16 protein-coding genes are annotated in these 16583 nt (G+C 64.7%); 8 read left to right on the top strand and 8 right to left on the bottom strand.

Annotated elements, in window-relative coordinates; all coding sequences use genetic code 11:
• Window positions 1-76: 76 nt before the first annotated feature.
• The 4 genes from IGS60_RS15665 to IGS60_RS15680 are packed head-to-tail and all read right to left on the bottom strand — an operon-like array spanning window position 77 to window position 4884.
• Window positions 77-1243 carry an ABC transporter substrate-binding protein gene (locus tag IGS60_RS15665; RefSeq protein WP_070218214.1) on the bottom strand — a complete coding sequence of 389 codons (1167 nt, stop codon included), beginning with the start codon at window positions 1241-1243 and terminating at the stop codon, window positions 77-79.
• A gap of 60 nt (window positions 1244-1303) precedes the next feature.
• Complete coding sequence (locus tag IGS60_RS15670; RefSeq protein ID WP_230505395.1) at window positions 1304-2842, bottom strand: class I adenylate-forming enzyme family protein; 1539 nt, start codon at window positions 2840-2842, stop codon at window positions 1304-1306.
• Window positions 2843-2853: 11 nt separating this feature from the next.
• Window positions 2854-4008, bottom strand: coding sequence for an acyl-CoA dehydrogenase family protein (locus IGS60_RS15675; protein ID WP_070289686.1), 1155 nt, complete (start codon window positions 4006-4008; stop codon window positions 2854-2856).
• A 51-nt stretch (window positions 4009-4059) separates the two neighbouring features.
• Complete coding sequence (locus tag IGS60_RS15680; protein WP_121669118.1) at window positions 4060-4884, bottom strand: IclR family transcriptional regulator; 825 nt, start codon at window positions 4882-4884, stop codon at window positions 4060-4062.
• A 269-nt stretch (window positions 4885-5153) separates the two neighbouring features.
• Here IGS60_RS15680 and IGS60_RS15685 point away from each other — a divergent pair, with 269 nt between their 5' ends.
• Together IGS60_RS15685 and IGS60_RS15690 are read left to right on the top strand one after the other, a co-directional pair.
• Entirely contained in the window at window positions 5154-7148 is a 1995-nt protein-coding gene (locus tag IGS60_RS15685; RefSeq protein ID WP_230505397.1) for a TonB-dependent siderophore receptor, read from the top strand.
• Window positions 7149-7175: 27 nt separating this feature from the next.
• The gene (locus tag IGS60_RS15690) at window positions 7176-7712 is read left to right on the top strand and encodes a molybdopterin-dependent oxidoreductase (RefSeq protein ID WP_230505399.1); all 537 of its coding nucleotides are present in this window, start codon (window positions 7176-7178) and stop codon (window positions 7710-7712) included.
• Between the two features lie 57 nt (window positions 7713-7769).
• Here IGS60_RS15690 and IGS60_RS15695 read toward each other — a convergent pair whose 3' ends face one another.
• From IGS60_RS15695 to IGS60_RS15705, 3 genes are read right to left on the bottom strand one after another with little or no spacing between them, the layout of a single operon-like run.
• Entirely contained in the window at window positions 7770-8699 is a 930-nt protein-coding gene (locus IGS60_RS15695) for an alpha/beta hydrolase (RefSeq protein WP_230505401.1), read from the bottom strand.
• Window positions 8696-9559 carry an alpha/beta fold hydrolase gene (locus IGS60_RS15700; RefSeq protein ID WP_230505402.1) on the bottom strand — a complete coding sequence of 288 codons (864 nt, stop codon included), beginning with the start codon at window positions 9557-9559 and terminating at the stop codon, window positions 8696-8698. Before IGS60_RS15700 ends, IGS60_RS15695 begins: the two co-directional genes overlap by 4 nt.
• Before the next feature lie 12 nt (window positions 9560-9571).
• On the bottom strand, window positions 9572-10633 hold the full coding sequence (locus IGS60_RS15705; RefSeq protein ID WP_230505403.1) for a sugar phosphate isomerase/epimerase: 1062 nt from the start codon (window positions 10631-10633) through the stop codon (window positions 9572-9574).
• Window positions 10634-10773: 140 nt separating this feature from the next.
• On the opposite strand from IGS60_RS15705, the gene IGS60_RS15710 reads away from it, so the two are divergent.
• A complete protein-coding gene (locus IGS60_RS15710; RefSeq protein ID WP_230505404.1) occupies window positions 10774-11382 on the top strand; it encodes a TetR/AcrR family transcriptional regulator in 609 nt (202 codons plus the stop codon).
• Window positions 11383-11398: 16 nt separating this feature from the next.
• Here IGS60_RS15710 and IGS60_RS15715 read toward each other — a convergent pair whose 3' ends face one another.
• A complete protein-coding gene (locus tag IGS60_RS15715; protein ID WP_034782850.1) occupies window positions 11399-11770 on the bottom strand; it encodes a flagellar basal body protein in 372 nt (123 codons plus the stop codon).
• Window positions 11771-12005: 235 nt separating this feature from the next.
• Between IGS60_RS15715 and IGS60_RS15720 the strand changes: the two genes are divergently transcribed.
• The 5 genes from IGS60_RS15720 (at window position 12006) to IGS60_RS15740 (ending at window position 16558) form a co-directional block, all read left to right on the top strand.
• Window positions 12006-13127 (top strand): CocE/NonD family hydrolase, encoded by a 1122-nt coding sequence (locus tag IGS60_RS15720; protein WP_230505405.1) that lies wholly within the window; start codon window positions 12006-12008, stop codon window positions 13125-13127.
• A 111-nt stretch (window positions 13128-13238) separates the two neighbouring features.
• On the top strand, window positions 13239-14732 hold the full coding sequence (locus IGS60_RS15725; RefSeq protein ID WP_230505406.1) for an NYN domain-containing protein: 1494 nt from the start codon (window positions 13239-13241) through the stop codon (window positions 14730-14732).
• An 85-nt stretch (window positions 14733-14817) separates the two neighbouring features.
• Window positions 14818-15435, top strand: coding sequence for a hemolysin III family protein (locus IGS60_RS15730; RefSeq protein ID WP_230505407.1), 618 nt, complete (start codon window positions 14818-14820; stop codon window positions 15433-15435).
• 69 nt (window positions 15436-15504) lie between these two features.
• On the top strand, window positions 15505-16386 hold the full coding sequence (locus tag IGS60_RS15735) for a LysR family transcriptional regulator (protein WP_230505408.1): 882 nt from the start codon (window positions 15505-15507) through the stop codon (window positions 16384-16386).
• A 22-nt stretch (window positions 16387-16408) separates the two neighbouring features.
• Complete coding sequence (locus tag IGS60_RS15740) at window positions 16409-16558, top strand: hypothetical protein (RefSeq protein ID WP_230505409.1); 150 nt, start codon at window positions 16409-16411, stop codon at window positions 16556-16558.
• The last annotated feature ends 25 nt before the right edge of the window (window positions 16559-16583 follow it).

A 16583-nucleotide genomic window follows, 5' to 3' on the forward strand; every position in this document is an offset into this window, starting at 1 on the left:
CATCGCGAAGAGGCACCAGGACCGCCGTTCATCGGTGCACGCCCGGCGGGCGCGCGCGTGTGCAGCGGGAGGCTGCTTACCAGGGCAGGGCAGGATAGTTCAGCTTGCCCGTCGCGTGTTCCTTCGGCCAGACGATCACCACTTTCTTGTCCTGGTGCTGCGCCATGCGGTGCACGAAGTTCTGGTTGTCGCCGTTGGCGGCGAACTGCACGCGGCCGATCAGGGTTTCGCGGTCCGTCTTGCGCATCTCGTCGGCCACGCCGCCTTTCTTGAGCGTGCCCTTGTCGGCTGCGCGCGCGATCGCTTCGAACAGCAGCATCGACTGCACATAGCCGAACTGGCCCAGGTAGTCCGGCTCCTTCTTGTACAGCTGCTTGTAGGCGTCGCTGAAAGCCTTGCCGTCGGCCGTCTTGAATTCCGTCGGGAAGGGCAGCAGGGCCGTGCCGAAGACGTTCGGCATCAGGTCGGGGAAGTCGGCCGCCATCTTCGGCGTGGCCAGCGACCACACGCCCACCATGGCCTTGATCTTCGGTTTCAGCACGCGGGCGGCGCGGATGATGCCCACGTAATCGTTTTCGTAGCCGACCATGGCCACCACTTCCGATTTGTCCTGCAGCTTGATCTTGTTGATGATGGGCTTGAAGTCGGTAATGGCCGGGTCGAACGAGTGCGTCGTCACCTTCACGCCCTTGGCCGCCAGGGCCTTTTCCACGTCCTTGGCCAGGCCCGTGGTGGCATCCTTGGTCGAATACACGATGGAGACGGACTTGGCGCCCACATCCTGCAGCAGTCCCAGCATGGCTTTTTCGTAGCCGGCCGTGTTATTGATGCGGAAAAAATTCTTGCGTCCGCTGGCCACCAGGCTGTCGTCCACGCCGCCCGAGGTGATGTAGACCAGACCCAGTTTATTGGCCGTGTCCGAGGCGGGCGAAATATTGTTCGAGCCGTAGCCGCCCGTGATGGCCACCACGCCCTGACTGGCCAGCTTTTCCACGGCGGCGATGGCCTTGGCGGGCGCCGATTCGTCGTCGACGGTGATGATCTTGATGGTGTGCTTGCCGTTGGTCTTGTTGAATACCTCGGCCGCGACCATGATCCCTTCCTGCATGCCGGCGCCGACCCGCGCCAGGTTGCCCGTCAGCGGGATTTCTGCGCCGACCAGGAATTCGTCGGCGCTGGCCTGTGCCATCCAGGCGCTGGCAACCAGCGCTGCCATGGCGATGCGTGTGTAGGTGCGTTTCATCGTGTCTCCTCCGGTGATGTGGCTTGGTTTTATTGTCGGGTCTGCTACTACATGGTCAACTTATCGTGCATTCTGCGCCATTTGCCGCAGCTGCCCCTTTAAAATCTTGCCCGTGGCGGCTGCCGGCAGCGCTTCCATGACGATGATGGCGGACGGGCACTTGTACGGCGACAGGGTCTGCGCCAGCCAGGCCTGCAATTCTGCCACGCTCGCGGGCTGGCGCGGGTCCAGTTCCACGTAGGCGATGACGTCCTCGTTGCCATCGGCCAGGGTGCGCCCGACCACGGCCGACTGCACCACGGAAGCGTGGGCGTTCAGGGCCGTTTCCACTTCCAGCGGATACACATTGAAGCCGGAGCGGATGATCAGTTCCTTGGTGCGGCCCACGATGAACAGGGCGCCGTCCGTGTCCTGGCGCGCCATGTCGCCCGTATTGAGCCAGCCGCCGTCGCGCATGGTGGCCGCCGTCATGGCCGGTTCGCGGTAATAGCCGGCCATGATGTTCGGCCCGCGTATCCATAATTCCCCCGGCTGGCCCGGCGTCACGTCCTGGCCGGCCACGTCGACCACGCGCACTTCCACGCCGGGGATCGGCATGCCCACGGAATCGTCGCGGCGCGGCGTTTCCAGGCGCGTCTGGCTGATGGTGGGGGCGCTTTCCGTCATGCCGTAGCCATTGTGCAGCGCGGTGCCCAGCAGCTTTTCCACCTCGTGCTTGAGCGACGGCGCCAGCGGCGAGCCGCCCGCATACGCGAAGCGCAGCCGCGTGGGCAGCGGCGTATCGGCGCCGCCCAGGGTTTGCAGCAGCTTGGCGTACATGGCGGGCACGCCCTGCACGATGGTCAGACCGTCGTCCTTCAGTGCCGAGAGCAGGCCGTCGACGGAAAAGCGCGGCACCAGGTACAGTGCGGCGCCCGCATACAGGGTGCCCAGGGCCACCGAGGCCAGGCCGTACACGTGCGAAATCGGCAGCACGCCGTAGGCGCGGTCGCTGCTGGTCAGGCCGCGCAGGGTGCTGGAGACGGCGGCGATGAACAGCAGGTTGCGGTGCGTGAGCATCACGCCCTTCGACTGCCCGGTGGTGCCCGTCGTGTAGATCAGCGCGGCAACCTGTTCGTTGCCGGGCACCGTGTCTTCCGCGATGGCCGCCTCGTTCAAGTCGCCCGCCAGCAGCTCGCCCATGCCGTCGACCGTGGCGCTGGCCGCGCCCAGACGCGCCGCATGCGCGGCCGCCTCCGGCGAAGCGCCGGCCAGGAACAGCATCCGCCGCGCCGAACTGTGCGCGGCGATGGTGTCGATCTCGCGCGCCGACAGGCGCGCATTGACGTTGACGATCCACGCGTCGATGCTGGCGGCAGCAAAAATCAGCGCCACCTGCAGCGCGCAGTTCTCGCCCACCACCATCAGGCGGTCGCCGGCGCGCACGTTCAGCTGGCGCAGCAGCTGCGCGGCGCTTTCCACACCGTGCTGCAGCTGGGCGTAGGTCCAGCTGAGGCCAGCTTCATGCAGCGCGGGCGCGTCGGGCGCGCGCGTCGCCCAATAGATGGAGATGGCCGACAGGCGCGCCGGCAAGTGGGCCAGCAGGGCGGGAATATCCATCGCGGCCTCCTTCACTTTTGCGCCGCCTTGATCATGTTGCGGGCGATGACGATCTGCTGGATCTGCGTCGTGCCTTCGTAGATGCGGAACAGGCGCACGTCGCGGTAGAAACGCTCGGCCGCGTATTCGCTGATGTAGCCGGCGCCGCCGTGGATCTGCACGGAGCGGTCAGCGACTCTGCCGCACATTTCGGAGGCGAACAGCTTGCAGCACGACGCTTCCGTCGAAATGTCTTCCTTGTTGTCGCGCCGGCGCGCAGCGTCCAGCACCATGCTGCGCGCCGCGTAGATTTCCGCCTTGCTGTCGGCCAGCATGGCCTGGATCAGCTGGAATTCCGCGATGGGCTGGCCGAACTGCTGGCGTTCCATCGCGTAGGCGAGAGCGTCGGCCAGCATGCGTTCGGCCGCGCCCACGCAGACGGCGGCGATGTGCAGCCGGCCCTTGTCGAGCACCTTCATGGCCGTCTTGAAACCCACGCCTTCCTTGCCGCCGATGACGTTCGCGGCCGGCACGCGGCAATTTTCAAAGATGACGTCGCAGGTATGCGCGCCTTGCTGGCCCATTTTCTTATCTATTTTGCCCAGCGAGAGGCCCGGCGTATCCTTTTCCACGATGAAGGCGGAAATGGCCGAGGCGCCCCGCTTGACGGGGTCCGTGCGGGCCATGACGGTAAAGATGCTCGCTTCGGGCGCGTTGGTGATGTAGCGCTTGCTGCCGTTGAGGATATAGAAGTCGCCATCGCGCACGGCCGAGGTGCGCAGCGAGGCCGCATCGGAGCCCGATCCCGCTTCCGTCAGCGCGAAGGAGCCGATGATCTCGCCGGCCGCCAGCTTGGGCAGATAGTATTGTTTTTGCGCTTCCGTGCCGTCGATCACGATGCCTTGCGAACCGATGCCGTTGTTCGTGCCGATCAGCGAGCGGAAGGCGGGCGAGGTGCGGGCGATTTCAAAGGCGACGCGCACTTCCTCTTCCATGCTCAGTTCCAGGCCGCCGTAGGCTTCCGGAATGGACAGGCCGAACAGGCCCAGTTCGCGCATCTGCGCCACGATGGCGGGCGGGATCGTGTCCGTTTCAGCCACCAGCGCCTCGTTCGGCACCAGCACTTCGCGCACGAAACGGGCGATGCTGTCGAGCAGGATGTTCAGGGTTTCTTCGTCGCGTATCATCGGGTTCCTCGGCGCTGTGATTTGATCTGTTGTTGAGAGGGGGCGCGCAGTCTAACCGCGGCCCAGGTTTTTTTCCACTGTCTTGACCAGGGCGACCAGGCGCGGTCCCAGGTCCGATTCGAGTTTTTCGCGCGACAGCAAAAAGGCGGGGCCGCCGCAATTGAAGGCCATCACCTGTTCGCCGTCGGCGCCCAGCATGGGCACGCCCACGGCATGCACGTCGTTCTGCCATTCGCCGGCCGAGATGCAAAAGCCCCGGTCCTGGTAATCCTTGAAGCCTTGCTCGATGCCGGCCTTGATGCGCGGCCAGCGCTCCGTCTCGTGCACGCGCGCATGGTCCATCAGATAGTCGCGCTCGGCCTGCGGCAGGATGCACAGCAGGGCCTTGCCCATGGCCGTCGTCATCAGGGGAATGCGCGAACCGACGTCGAGGCGCAGCGTGACGTTGGCGCTGCTGCGGCAGGTTTCCACGTACACCATGCTGAGGCGGTCGCGCGTGCCCAGCGACACGGACGCCTGCGCATGTTCGGCCAGTTCTTCCATCAGCGGACGCGCCATCTTGCGCACGTCCAGGTTCGACAGCATGCGGTAGCCGAGGGCCAGCACGCCGGCGCCCAGCTGGTACTTGCCCAGGTTGTCCGAGTAATTGAGGTAGCCGAGTTTGGTGAGGGTGTAGGTGAGGCGCGAAATGGTGGGTTTGGGGATGCCCGTGCGCTTGGCCATGTCCGCATTCGACAGGAACACTTCGCCGGGGCGAAAGCACCGCAGCACTTCGAGGCCGCGCGCCAGCGCGTTGACGAACTGGCGGTCCTTGCCTTCCTCGTCATCGCTGAAGACGATGATTTCCGGATCTGCTGCGGCCTGAATATTTGTCATATTTGCATTCATTTGCTGGCTCCCTGGAAGTCAGTTTGCCTAGCCGGCTCCCGCATGTCAACCGTTTTGTGAAACATTCGTTCGCACAGCGAAATGGTGCGGTGCATGAAAAATCGCCGGGAAATTGACTTGCGCGCCCGTTTTGCCTCTCCCCGCTTGAGCATCGCTATATACGTCTGTATATTGCGCTGTTGGATGACGGCCGCCGCACGAGTGGCCGCTTTTTTGCATATCGCTATATAAAACGATATATAACGGAAGAGAACAAGATGACGATGGTGAAACAGGTAATGGCAGGCGCCGTGATGCTGGCGCTGGCGCAGACGGTGCAGGCGCAGCAGACAGCAGGCAAAGATGAGGCTGCGCCGTTCGTGCTGGGCACGGTGACGGTGATCGGCCCGCGCGAGCAGGCCGGCCAGGTGGAACAGCAAGTGGGCACGCAAGTGAGCCGTGCCGGGATGCGCCGCTTTAACCGCGACAACGTGGGCGACGCCCTCAATTTGCTGTCCGGCGTGTCGCTGTCGACCAATGCGCGCAACGAGAAAACCGTCGCCATCCGCGGCTTCGATGCGCGCCAGGTGCCGCTGTACATCGACGGCATTCCCGTCTACGTGCCGTATGACGGCTACGTCGATTTCAACCGCTTCACGACCAGCGACCTGGCCGCGATCCAGGTGGCCAAGGGCTTCAGTTCCGTGGCCTACGGCGCCAATACCCTGGGCGGCGCCATCAACCTGGTGTCGCGCAAACCGACGGCTTTGATGGAAGGCGATGCGTCAGTGGGATTCGGTTCGGGCAGCGAGCGCCAGGTGTCGGCCAACGTGGGCACGAATCAGGGCCTGTGGTATCTGCAGGCCGGCGTGTCCTACATCGACAGCGACGGCTTTCCCCTGTCGTCCGACTTCCGCCCCACGGCCACGGAAGACGGCGGCATGCGCAATAACGCCTATCGCAAGGACCATAAGGTGTCGTTCAAGGTGGGCTACACGCCCGATGGCGCGCATGCGGGCGATGAATATGCGCTCAGCTACTACAAGCAGCATGGCGAAAAGGGCCAGCCGCCATCGACCAATCCCGTCGGCGCGCGCTACTGGCAGTGGCCGTACTGGAACAAGGAAAGCGTGTATCTCGTCTCGCAGACGCGTCTGGGCCAGCAGGAACGCCTGAAACTGCGCCTGTACCACGACAGCTACGACAATGAAATCACGTCCTATACAAACGGCAGCTACGTGACCCTGAAGACCAGCGGCCAGGGCAGTGTCAGCGGCGGGCGCAGCATTTATAACGACCGCACGAACGGCGGCGCGGTGGAACTCGAATCGTTCCGCCTGGCCGCGCACAGCCTGCGTTTTGTAGCCAGCTACAAGGCCGACGAGCACCAGGAACTCGACGCCAGGGGCGTGCGCACCACCTGGTACAAGGATGCCCTGTGGACTCTGGGCGCGGAAGACAGCATCGCCCTCAATGCGGCGACGGAACTGTCGCTGGGCGTGTCGCGCAATGCACTGCGCCCGGACACCGTCTACAGCGCCGGCAATGCGTATACCTTGCCCGAGAATCAATCGGCCACCGACCTGCAGGCGGGCCTGTTCCACAAGACCGGTCTTGCATCGCGCGTGTACGCCACCGTGGCGCGCAAGTCGCGCCTGCCGACCCTGAAGGACCGCTACTCGCAGCGCCTGGGCACATATATTGAAAACCCGGCCTTGCGCGCGGAAGAGGCAATGAATTATGAGCTGGGCTACCAGGCAACCGTGCGCGGGATGGCGCTCGATGCCGCCCTGTTCTACAGCGACGTGAAGGACAAGATCCAGAGCGTGGCGAATGTGGCGGGCGTGCGTGCGCAGATGCGCAACGCGGGCAGGGCGCACATCAGCGGCGTGGAACTGGGCGTGCGCGGCCGCGCCGGCGCCTGGCTCGATTTTGGCGGCAACTACACGTACACGGACATGAAAAATGTCAGCGACCGCGCCATCCGCCTGACGGACGTGCCGCGCCACAAGCTGACGGCGCACGCCGTGCTGCACGCGGCGCGCCAGGTCGACGTGGTGGCCATCGCGGAAGCGAATAGCGGGCGCTGGGTTTCGAACACGCTGGAGCTTGGCGGTTTTACGACAGTGAACCTGAAAGCCGTGTACCGGCCCTTGCCGGCCTTGAGCCTGGAAGCGGGCGTGAACAACCTGGCTGACCGCAACTATGCGCTGGCCGACGGTTTTCCCGGCGCGGGCCGCACCTGGCTGGCCAATGCGCAATACCAGTTCTGAGTTTTTACTGTCATGAAAGGACACAGCATGTTGAAGAAAATATTCCTTGGTTTGGCTTCGGCCGCACTGCTGGCGGCGGCCCCCGCATGGGCCGACCCGGCGCCGGCGCGCGAGAACATGAGCCGCGCGCTTGCCGTCACGGGCAAGGTGGCAACGCCGTTGACCCTGACGGTAGCCGACCTGCGCAAGCTGCCGCAAGCCAATGGCGGGGACATCGCCGTCACGCGCCACAACGGCGACAAGGCCGAAACCATCACCAGTTACAAGGGCGTGCGCCTGCGCGACATCCTCGACAAGGCGGCGCTCGATGCGCCCGGCCACAACGACGTCAAGAAGCTCGCCATCATCGCCACGGCCACCGATGGCTATGCGGTGGTGTTTTCCTGGGGCGAGCTGTATAACTCGCCGGCCGGCGAGGGCGTGATCGTTTACTACGAAAAGAACGGCAAGGCGCTCGACGACAGCGATGGCGAGATCGCCCTCATCTCGGCGAAGGATATCCGCACGGGTCCGCGCCATGTGAAGTGGCTGAACGCCATCGAGGTGCGCAAATTGGTGGAATAGAGGCATGCTGGGGTCTGACCCGCCGGGTCAGACCCCAGCATTTTTCTAGTGGACTATTTACGCAAACATGGCACTTTTCATTGCTTGGCCCGCCACGTCGAACAATCCCCGCGCCTTTGGTGCCAAGCCCGGCATGTGTATCGATGCATGGATCATGCCGTCGAGCTGCACGCATTGCGCCGCCACGCCGTCGTCGCGCAAATACCGCGCATAGGCTTCGCCCTCGTCATGCAGCGGGTCGTACTCGCATATCAGCACCGTCGCCGGCGGCAAGTCCTTGAGCGACGTTGCCCGCAGGGGCGCCGCATAGGGGTTTGCGCCGTCGGCCGGCTCGTTCAGGTAGGCCGACCAGCAAAAGCGCATGGCTTCCCGCGTCAGCGAATGGCCTTCCGCATAGCGCTGGTAGGACGGCGTGTCGAAGGCAAAATCGAGCGCCGGGTACAGCAGCAGCTGATGCGCCAGCGCGGGACCGGCCTGGTCGCGCGCCATCAGCGCGGCGGCCGCCGCCAGGTTGCCGCCCGCGCTGTCGCCGCCCACGGCCAGCCGTTTCGCATCGATGCCCAGCGCCGCCGTATGTTCGGCGACCCAGCATAACGCGCGGTAAAAGTCGTTCAATGGCACGGGGAACTTGTGCTCGGGCGCCAGCCGGTAGTCGACGGAAAAGATCACGCAGCCGGTGGCGTTGGCCAGCGCGCGGCAGGGATTGTCGTACAGGTCCAGCGAGCACAGACACCATCCTCCGCCATGCGCAAAGACGATGGCCGGCAGGGGCTTGCTTGTGTCCGCGCCGGCGGGCACGTAGGCGCGCACGGTCAGCGCATGCTCGCCCGGCAGCACGTGATCCGTGATGGATGCGACGTCTTCCAGGGGGCCATGCAGCTGGCGCAACCCCGTTTCCGTGGCCGCGCGCAGGTCCGCCAGCGAGGCGGGCGGCGGCGCATCTTTTATCTCTTCCAGCCAGGCGGCGATCAGCGGATCGAGGCTCATGCTGATTTTGCTCCGGCCAGGAAGGGCAGCAGGTGGGCGATGAACGCTTCCGGCTGTTCTTCCATGATGAAGTGGCCGCATTCGGCGACGATGGCGCCTTTCAAATTGTCCGCCTTGCCCTGCATGGTCAGCAGCGGCGCGTCGTTGGTCGCATGGTCGGCGCCGATGGCCAGCACCGGCATGGTCAGGCTGCGTTTTGCCCGTTCCAGATTTTGACGGATGGTTTCGGGTATGGCGCGGTAGTAGGCGAAGCCGGCGCGCAAGGCGCCCGGCGTGGCATACGCGTCCGCATACACGTCGACGGCGACCTTGTCGCGGCGGTAGGACCAGCGGTCCAGGATGAAGCGGATGTATTCGCGTTCCTTGCCCGCCGTGAGCATCTCCGGCAAATCGAGCACCTGGTTGAACATGAAATGCCACAGGAAGATGTTGTCGGACGGCGCGACGAAAATCGGCGGCGCGGGTGCCAGACCGGGAATCACGGCTTCCGTCAGCGCCAGTTTCGTCACGGCCTGCGGGAAATCGCTGGCCAGCGCATAGCCGACCCACATGCCGATGTCGTGACCGACCACGTCGTATTGCGCGTGGCCCAGGGCCAGCATGGCGCGGTGCAGGGTGGCGGCAACGGCGCCCGTGTCGTAGCCGCCGGCCGGACGTTCCGAGTGGCCGCTGCCCGGTGGATCGATGGCGATGGCCTGGTAGCCGCTGGCGGCCAGCGCCGCCATCACGTGGCGCCACGCATACCAGGTTTGCGGCCAGCCGGGGATCAGCAGCACGGGTTTGCCGGTGCCGGGACCGGCGATGACGCAATGCAGGCGCTGGCCGTCGATGCGGACGTAGTCGTGAATGAAGTCGTTCATATGTTTCCTTGATTAGTGATGCTCGATGCCGAGCAGGGTATTGATCTGTTGTGCGCTGACGGGTGCGCCGGCGAAGTCGTCGAAGATCTTGTCGGTGACGGGAATGATGTGGGCATTGATGAAGGCCACGCCTTCGCGCGCGCCCACCTCCTGGTCCTTCAGGCAGCATTCCCATTCCAGCGTGGCCCAGCCCGCGTAATCGTTTTGCGCCATCTTCGAGAAGATGGCCTTGAAATCGACCTGGCCGTCGCCCAGCGAGCGGAAGCGCCCGGCGCGGTTTTCCCACGACTGGTAGCCGCCGTAAATGCCTTGCCGCCCCGTCGGATTGAACTCCGCATCCTTCACATGGAACATGCGGATATGGTCCTTGTAGATATCGATGAATTCCAGGTAGTTCAGCTGCTGCAGCACGAAGTGGCTGGGGTCGAACAGCATCTTGCAGCGCGGGTGGCGGCCTACGCGCTCGTAAAACATCTCGAAGCTGATGCCGTCATGCAGGTCTTCGCTCGGGTGGATTTCGTAGCACAGGTTGACGCCCTGTTCCTCGCACACGTCGAGGATGGGCAGCCAGCGGCTTGCCAGTTCGTCGAAGGCCGTTTCGATCAGGCCGGGCGGGCGCTGCGGGAAAGGGAACAGGTAGGGCCAGGCGAACGAGCCGGAGAACGTGCCCATGTCGGTCAGGCCCAGGCGTTTCGACGCCATGGCCGCCAGTTTCACTTGCTCGATGGCCCACTCGGTGCGCGCCGCCGGCTGGCCGTGCAGGTGTGCCGGGGCGAAGCTGTCGCACAGCGCGTCGTAGGCCGGGTGCACGGCCACCAGCTGGCCGAGGATGTGCGTCGTCAGTTCGCTGATGACGAGGCCATGGCTGGCCAGCATGGCAACGAGGTCGTCGCAATATTGCTGGCTGTGCGCCGCTTGCGCCACGTCGAACAGGCGCGCATCCCAGGCGGGAATCTGCAGGGCCTTGAAGCCCATGCCGGCCGCCCACTCGGCGATGGCGGGCAGGGTGTTGAAGGGCGCCGTATCGGCGGCGAATTGTGCCAGGTGCAGGCTTGGTCCTTGGATGGTTTTCATATCGGCTCCTATTGTTTGTCGATCGACAAAGAATAGGCGAAATTGTTGGCGCGGTCAAGCCCGTGATGCAAAATAAATGGCGAACGCGGCGCGGGCGCCAGGCGTTATACTGGCCGCCACTTCGCAAGCAGAGGATCAAGATGGCAGGAAGACCGAGGGAATTTGACCGCGCGCTCGCGCTGGCAAAAGCGCGCGACGCGTTCTGGACGCGCGGCTACGAGGGGGTGTCGATGGCCGACCTGGTGGCGGCGCTGGGCATCGCCTCGGCGCGCATCTATGCGGCGTTCGGCTCGAAGGAGCAGCTGTTCCGCGAAGCCGTGGAGCTGTATGAAACGGGAGAGGGCGCGTTTGCGGTGCACGCGCTGGCGGCCAGCCTGAACGTGCGCGACGCGGTGGCGCGCATGCTGGAAGAAGCCGTGCTGCTGTATACGCGCAGCGGCCAGCCGCAAGGCTGCATGGTGGTCACGGCCGCCACGAACACGAGCGCGGAAAACGCGGGCATCGCCGACTGGCTGGCGCAGCACCGCCGCGCGCGCACGCAAGCCGTCATCGAGCGGCTGCGCGCGGCGCAGCTGGCGGGAGAGTTAAAAGCGGAGGCGGACGTGCAGGCGCTGGGCGACTACTATGCGGCCTTGCTGCATGGCTTGTCGGTGCAGGCGCGCGACGGCATTCCGGCCGAACGGCTGCTGGCGCTGATCACGCCGGCGATGGCGCCATTGGCGCTGGAAATGCAAAAGCAAGCTATCTAAGCGCTAGTGACTGTGCTTAAGTCTTGACGTCGATCAGGCTGCCCAGGGCCTGGTCGGCCGCCTTGACGACATTCGCCGACAGGTTGAAACCGGCCTTGTAGACGAGGTTATCGGTCAGTTCGGAAGCGAGGCCCACGCCGTTCGGCCGGCTTTCGGCCGCCTTGGCCGCATTGGCATTGGCGCCGCTGACGCTTTCGCTGGCGGCCAGCTTGCGCCCCTCGACGGAGAGGGTGACGCCCGTGCCGGCCGGGCTGGCTTCCTGGAATTCGGCTTGCTGCGGCTGGAAGCCCGGCGTATTCGCATTGGCGATATTGTTGGCGGCCACATCCAGCGCGCGCTGGTTGGCGGTCAGCCCCGAGGTACCGGTGGTGAGGGCGGATATGGACATGGCGACTCCTTCAGAATACGCCCAGTTTACTCCCGTCAGCGGAAAAAGTGTGGTGGCGCAAGGCAACAATTTTTCCCGCAGGTGCTTGCCGCAAAAAATATGTGCGTCACGTAATTTTTTTATATTGTTCTGTGGCATTTCACTGCCTAGACTGGCAGGGAAGTCATCCACGGAGTCCGTCATTTTCCACCTGTTACGCCCCATTTTTCTGGGTTTGCTGCTCAGCCTGCCTTGCTTGCCCCTGAAAGCCCAGCTTGTTCCCTCCCAGCTACCGCTCGATGCGCGCCTGAACGAGCAAGTCATCATGGTGCCGGCCGGCGACGGCTTGCGCGAGACGCTGGAGACGACGGTGTTCCGTCCCCCCGGCTCCGGCCCGTTTCCCTTGCTGCTGATGAACCACGGCAAGCAGGCCGGCGCGGCCCGGCTGCAGCAGCGCGAGCGCTTCATCTATATGGCGACCGAGTTCGTGCGCCGCGGCTATGCCGTGATGCTGCCGATGCGCGCCGGCTTTGCGCGCTCCACGGGCGCCTACCGCGATTTCGGCTGCGACATGCTGGGCAACGCCCAGGGCCAGGCGCGCGACATGCTCGCCGCACTCGCGTATGCGCGCCGCCAGAGCTGGGTCGACCCGCAGCGCATCGTCGTCGCGGGGCAGTCGTACGGCGGCATGGCGGCGCTGGCGCTGGCCACACGGATGGTGCCCGGCGTGCGCGGCGTGCTCAATTTTGCGGGCGGCTTGCGCGTCGACATGCCCGGCTGCGACTGGCAAGGGGCGCTGACCAAGACCTTCGCCACCCTGGGCGCCTACAACCACATTCCCAGCCTGTGGCTGTATGGCGCGAATGACGCGTACTTTTCGCCGGCGCTGGCGCAGCGGCTGTTCAATTCCTTTACCGGTTCAGGCGGCCGGGCGCAGCTGCTGGCCTATGGCCCGTTCAAGCGCGACGCCCACCTGACCCTGGGCAGCCGCGACGGGGTGGCCGTGTGGCTGCCCGCCACCGAGCGCTTCTTGCAGAAAATCGGCATGCCGGTGCGCCAGGTCTACCGCGTGGCCGAGGCGCCGTCGCCGCCCGCCACGCATTTCGCGCCGCAGGACGATATCGCCGCCGTGCCCTACCTGGAAGAGCAGGGCCGCGCCGCCTACCGCGTCTTCCTGGAAAAAACCGCGCCACGCGCCTTTGCCTTGTCGGCCAGCGGCGCCTGGGGCTGGGCCGAGGAGGGCGAAAGCCCCGATGTGCGCGCGCTCGCTTCGTGCCAGCGCCGCAGCAGCCTGCCATGCCAGCTGTATTCGGTCGATGAAAGCGTTGTTTGGCCCGTCGCCGGCGCCAGCGCGAGCGCCGCCGGCGGCGCGCAATAGGCTGCCGCGCACGATAGTTGTCGCCGAAACGGGGGATGGGCGAATATACTAGTCGAAAAGGGAGGCGTTGCGCTTCCCGTCCGCCCTTATCATCAGCGAGAATTCACCCTTATGGCGTCATCCCCAGAAAACCTCAGCATGGCCGTGTTTTGCGACTTCGAGAACGTCGCGCTCGGCGTGCGAGATGCAAATTACGAAAAATTCGATATCAAGCCCATCCTCGAACGCTTGCTGCTCAAGGGCAGCATCGTTGTCAAGAAGGCATATTGCGACTGGGACCGTTATAAAAGTTTCAAGGGCACCATGCATGAGGCGAACTTCGAACTGATCGAAATTCCCCACGTGCGCCAGTCCGGCAAGAATTCGGCCGACATCCGCCTTGTCGTCGATGCACTGGACCTGTGCTACACCAAGGCCCACGTGAACACCTTCGTCATCATCAGCGGCGATTCCGATTTTTCTCCGCTCGTGTCGAAACTGCGCGAAAACGCCAAGCAGGTGATCGGCGTGGGCGTCAAGCAGTCGACCTCCGACCTGCTGGTGGCCAACTGCGACGAATTCATTTTCTACGATGACCTGGTGCGCGAGAGCCGCCGCACGGCCGCCAAGCGCGACGCGCGCGAAACTCCGGCGGCCAAGCGCTCGCCCGACGAGGAAGTGCGCCGCAAGGAAAAATACGAGTCGCGCAAGACGGAAGCGATCGAAATGGCCGTCGCCACCTTCGACGCGCTGGTCTCGGAGCGCGGCGACAGCGGCAAGATCTGGGCCTCGATGCTGAAGGAAGCGATCAAGCGCCGCAAGCCGGACTTCAGCGAATCGTATTACGGTTTCCGCACCTTCGGCAACCTGCTGGAAGAAGCGCAGACGCGCGGCTTGCTGGAATTCGGCCGCGACGAGAAATCGGGCGCCTATGTCTACCGCAGCAGCGGCCTGGTGCCTGTCGCTGCGCCCGTGAGCGGGGAAGTCGCCAGTGACGTCATCGCCAGCGGCGAAGCCGGCGCGACGACGGAAGAGGGCAATCACCGCGATGGCGGCAGCCGCCGCGATTCGCGCCGCAATGGCCGTGGCGGCCGCAAGCAGAACGAGCAGCGCCGCGGCGAGTCCGCGCCACAGGCTTTTGTGCCGGTGGCCGACGTGGAAACGGCCGTCGAGCAGTATGCGCCCGCGCCGCAGCCGGAGATCGTGCATGAAGTGGCCGAAGCCGCAGTCGAGGTCGTGGCGGAAGAGGGCAACGCCAAGCGCGGTTCGCGCCGCAATGGCCGTGGCGGCCGCAAGAACGGCGATGGCGGCCGTGAAGCGCGTGCCGAGGTGGTCGAGGTGGCGGTGGCGGAAGCCATGCCTGCGCCCGTGCCTGAACCGGTAGCCGAAGCGATCGTGGAAGCGGCCGCCGAAGCGAAGCCGAAGGCCAAGCCGCGCACGCCGGCGCGCAAGACGGCAGCGGCGAAGAAGCCGGCCAAAAAGGCGGCTGAAGCCGTGGCGGAAGCGGCGCCGGTGATTGAGCTGGCGCCGGTGGACGTGGCTGTCGTGGCGGAAGACAAGCCGGCCAAGGCCCCGCGCAAGGCCCCGGCACGCCGTCCCGCGCGCAAGAAGGCGGAAGTTGCTTGATTGACACCCGCAACGTAAGGCTGGGGTCAGACCCGACGGGTCTGACCCCGGGTGTCTGTTGCGTCTTAGCAAAGCGGTGTTAAGCATGTACCACGGTGAACGGTTCAACAGCATTTCCCATACGGTGGGCGCCGCGCTGGCGGCCATCGGCGGCGTCATCCTGATCGTCGCGGCGGCCCGCACGGGCGATCCCTGGAAAATCGTCAGCTGCAGCGTGTATGCGGCCATGCTGCTGACCCTGTACCTCACTTCCACCCTGTACCACAGCGTGCGCGGCAAGGCCAAGGCCGTGCTGCAGCGGCTCGACCATTGCGCCATCTACCTGCTCATCGCGGGCACCTATACGCCCTTCATGCTGGTGACCCTGCGCGGGCCGTGGGGCTGGTCGCTGTTCGGCGTCGTCTGGGGGCTCGCGCTGTTTGGCATCGTGCAGGAATATGTGTACGCGAAAGGCGCGCGCATCCTGTCGCTGGTGATTTACGTGGCCATGGGCTGGCTGATCGTCATCGGCATCAAGCCGCTGCTGGCGGCGCTCGAGTGGAACGGCTTCCTGTGGCTGGTGGCGGGCGGGCTGTGCTACACGGGCGGCATCGTCTTCTATGCCACCGATCACAAGCTGCGCCATGGCCACGGCATCTGGCACCTGTTCGTGCTGGCTGGCAGCAGCTGCCATTTTATCGCCATTTTGTTCTACGTTGCCTGACGTTGCCTGTGGCCATCACTGTTGCCGCGATTCCATTATAATGATGCGATATGTGAAATTAAGGCAATAATGGATATCAACTCGGACGACCTGAAAATCTTCGTCACCGTCATCGACAACGGCACCCTGAGCGCGGCCGCCGTGCATCTGGGACAAACCACCTCGGGCGTCAGCCGGGCCCTGTCGCGCCTGGAAGACAAGCTGGCCACCTCGCTGCTGACGCGCACCACGCGGCGCATGGAGCTGACGGAAGAGGGACAGCTGTTCCTCGACAAGGCGCGCGCCATCCTCGCCTCGATGGAAGACGTGGAAGAGTCGATCCGCATCCGCCGCCAGAAGCCGGCCGGGCGGCTGTCCGTCGATGCCGCTTCTCCCTTCATGCTCCACTGCGTGGTGCCGCACGTGGCCGAATTTCGCGCCATGTACCCGGACATCCGCCTGGAGCTGACCAGCAACGACCAGATCGCCGACCTGCTCGAGCACCGCACCGATATCGCCATCCGCATCGGCGCCCTGGTCGACTCGACCCTGCATGCGCGCGCGCTGACTGCCAGCCCGCTGCACGTGCTGGCCACGCCCGCCTACCTGGCGCGCCACGGCGAACCGGCCACGCCGGAAGCGCTGTCGGGCCATGCGCTGCTGGGTTTTGCCCAGTACGACCTGGGGAACAACTGGCCGCTGCGCCACGAAGCGGGCAACAGCCTGCAGATCGTGCCCGCGCTGGCCGCCTCCAGTGGCGAAACCCTGCGCCAGCTGGCCCTGCACGACCAGGGCATCGTCTGCCTGTCCGACTTCATGACGAAGGACGATATCGCCGCCGGACGCCTGGTGAAAGTGCTGCAGCCGTTCTACACGGGCTACCGCCAGCAGATCCACGCCGTCTACTACCGCAACACGCAGCTGGCGCAGCGCATCAGCTGCTTCCTCGAATTCCTGCAGCACAAGCTGTAGGCCGGGCATGAAGGAAAAGGGCATGCAGTGTCCGACCTGTGGCGAATATGGCGACCTGGTGCATGCCACGGTCAAGAAAACGGGGCAGCGGGTGATCGTCTGCGCCGAATGCGACAATCTGTGGGCCGAGCCGGGCAGCGCGCCCGACATCGACGCCAGCGAGCGCGTGTAGCAGTTTCTGGCGGCAGCCGGCCTCG

The sequence above is a fragment of the Janthinobacterium sp. FW305-128 genome, from assembly GCF_020858135.1.
Classification (GTDB): Bacteria; Pseudomonadota; Gammaproteobacteria; order Burkholderiales; family Burkholderiaceae_D; genus Janthinobacterium.

Bases quoted from the DNA above. Each gene is read 5' to 3' on its own strand.
- IGS60_RS15735 (WP_230505408.1), top strand. From the start codon at position 15,505: ATGGATATCAACTCGGACGACCTGAAAATCTTCGTCACCGTCATCGAC.
- IGS60_RS15670 (WP_230505395.1), bottom strand. From the start codon at position 2,842: ATGGATATTCCCGCCCTGCTGGCCCACTTGCCGGCGCGCCTGTCGGCC.
- IGS60_RS15705 (WP_230505403.1), bottom strand. From the start codon at position 10,633: ATGAAAACCATCCAAGGACCAAGCCTGCACCTGGCACAATTCGCCGCC.
- IGS60_RS15665 (WP_070218214.1), bottom strand. From the start codon at position 1,243: ATGAAACGCACCTACACACGCATCGCCATGGCAGCGCTGGTTGCCAGC.
- IGS60_RS15730 (WP_230505407.1), top strand. From the start codon at position 14,818: ATGTACCACGGTGAACGGTTCAACAGCATTTCCCATACGGTGGGCGCC.
- IGS60_RS15695 (WP_230505401.1), bottom strand. From the start codon at position 8,699: ATGAGCCTCGATCCGCTGATCGCCGCCTGGCTGGAAGAGATAAAAGAT.
- IGS60_RS15700 (WP_230505402.1), bottom strand. From the start codon at position 9,559: ATGAACGACTTCATTCACGACTACGTCCGCATCGACGGCCAGCGCCTG.
- IGS60_RS15675 (WP_070289686.1), bottom strand. From the start codon at position 4,008: ATGATACGCGACGAAGAAACCCTGAACATCCTGCTCGACAGCATCGCC.
- IGS60_RS15710 (WP_230505404.1), top strand. From the start codon at position 10,774: ATGGCAGGAAGACCGAGGGAATTTGACCGCGCGCTCGCGCTGGCAAAA.
- IGS60_RS15725 (WP_230505406.1), top strand. From the start codon at position 13,239: ATGGCGTCATCCCCAGAAAACCTCAGCATGGCCGTGTTTTGCGACTTC.
- IGS60_RS15680 (WP_121669118.1), bottom strand. From the start codon at position 4,884: ATGACAAATATTCAGGCCGCAGCAGATCCGGAAATCATCGTCTTCAGC.
- IGS60_RS15715 (WP_034782850.1), bottom strand. From the start codon at position 11,770: ATGTCCATATCCGCCCTCACCACCGGTACCTCGGGGCTGACCGCCAAC.
- IGS60_RS15690 (WP_230505399.1), top strand. From the start codon at position 7,176: ATGTTGAAGAAAATATTCCTTGGTTTGGCTTCGGCCGCACTGCTGGCG.
- IGS60_RS15685 (WP_230505397.1), top strand. From the start codon at position 5,154: ATGACGATGGTGAAACAGGTAATGGCAGGCGCCGTGATGCTGGCGCTG.
- IGS60_RS15740 (WP_230505409.1), top strand. From the start codon at position 16,409: ATGCAGTGTCCGACCTGTGGCGAATATGGCGACCTGGTGCATGCCACG.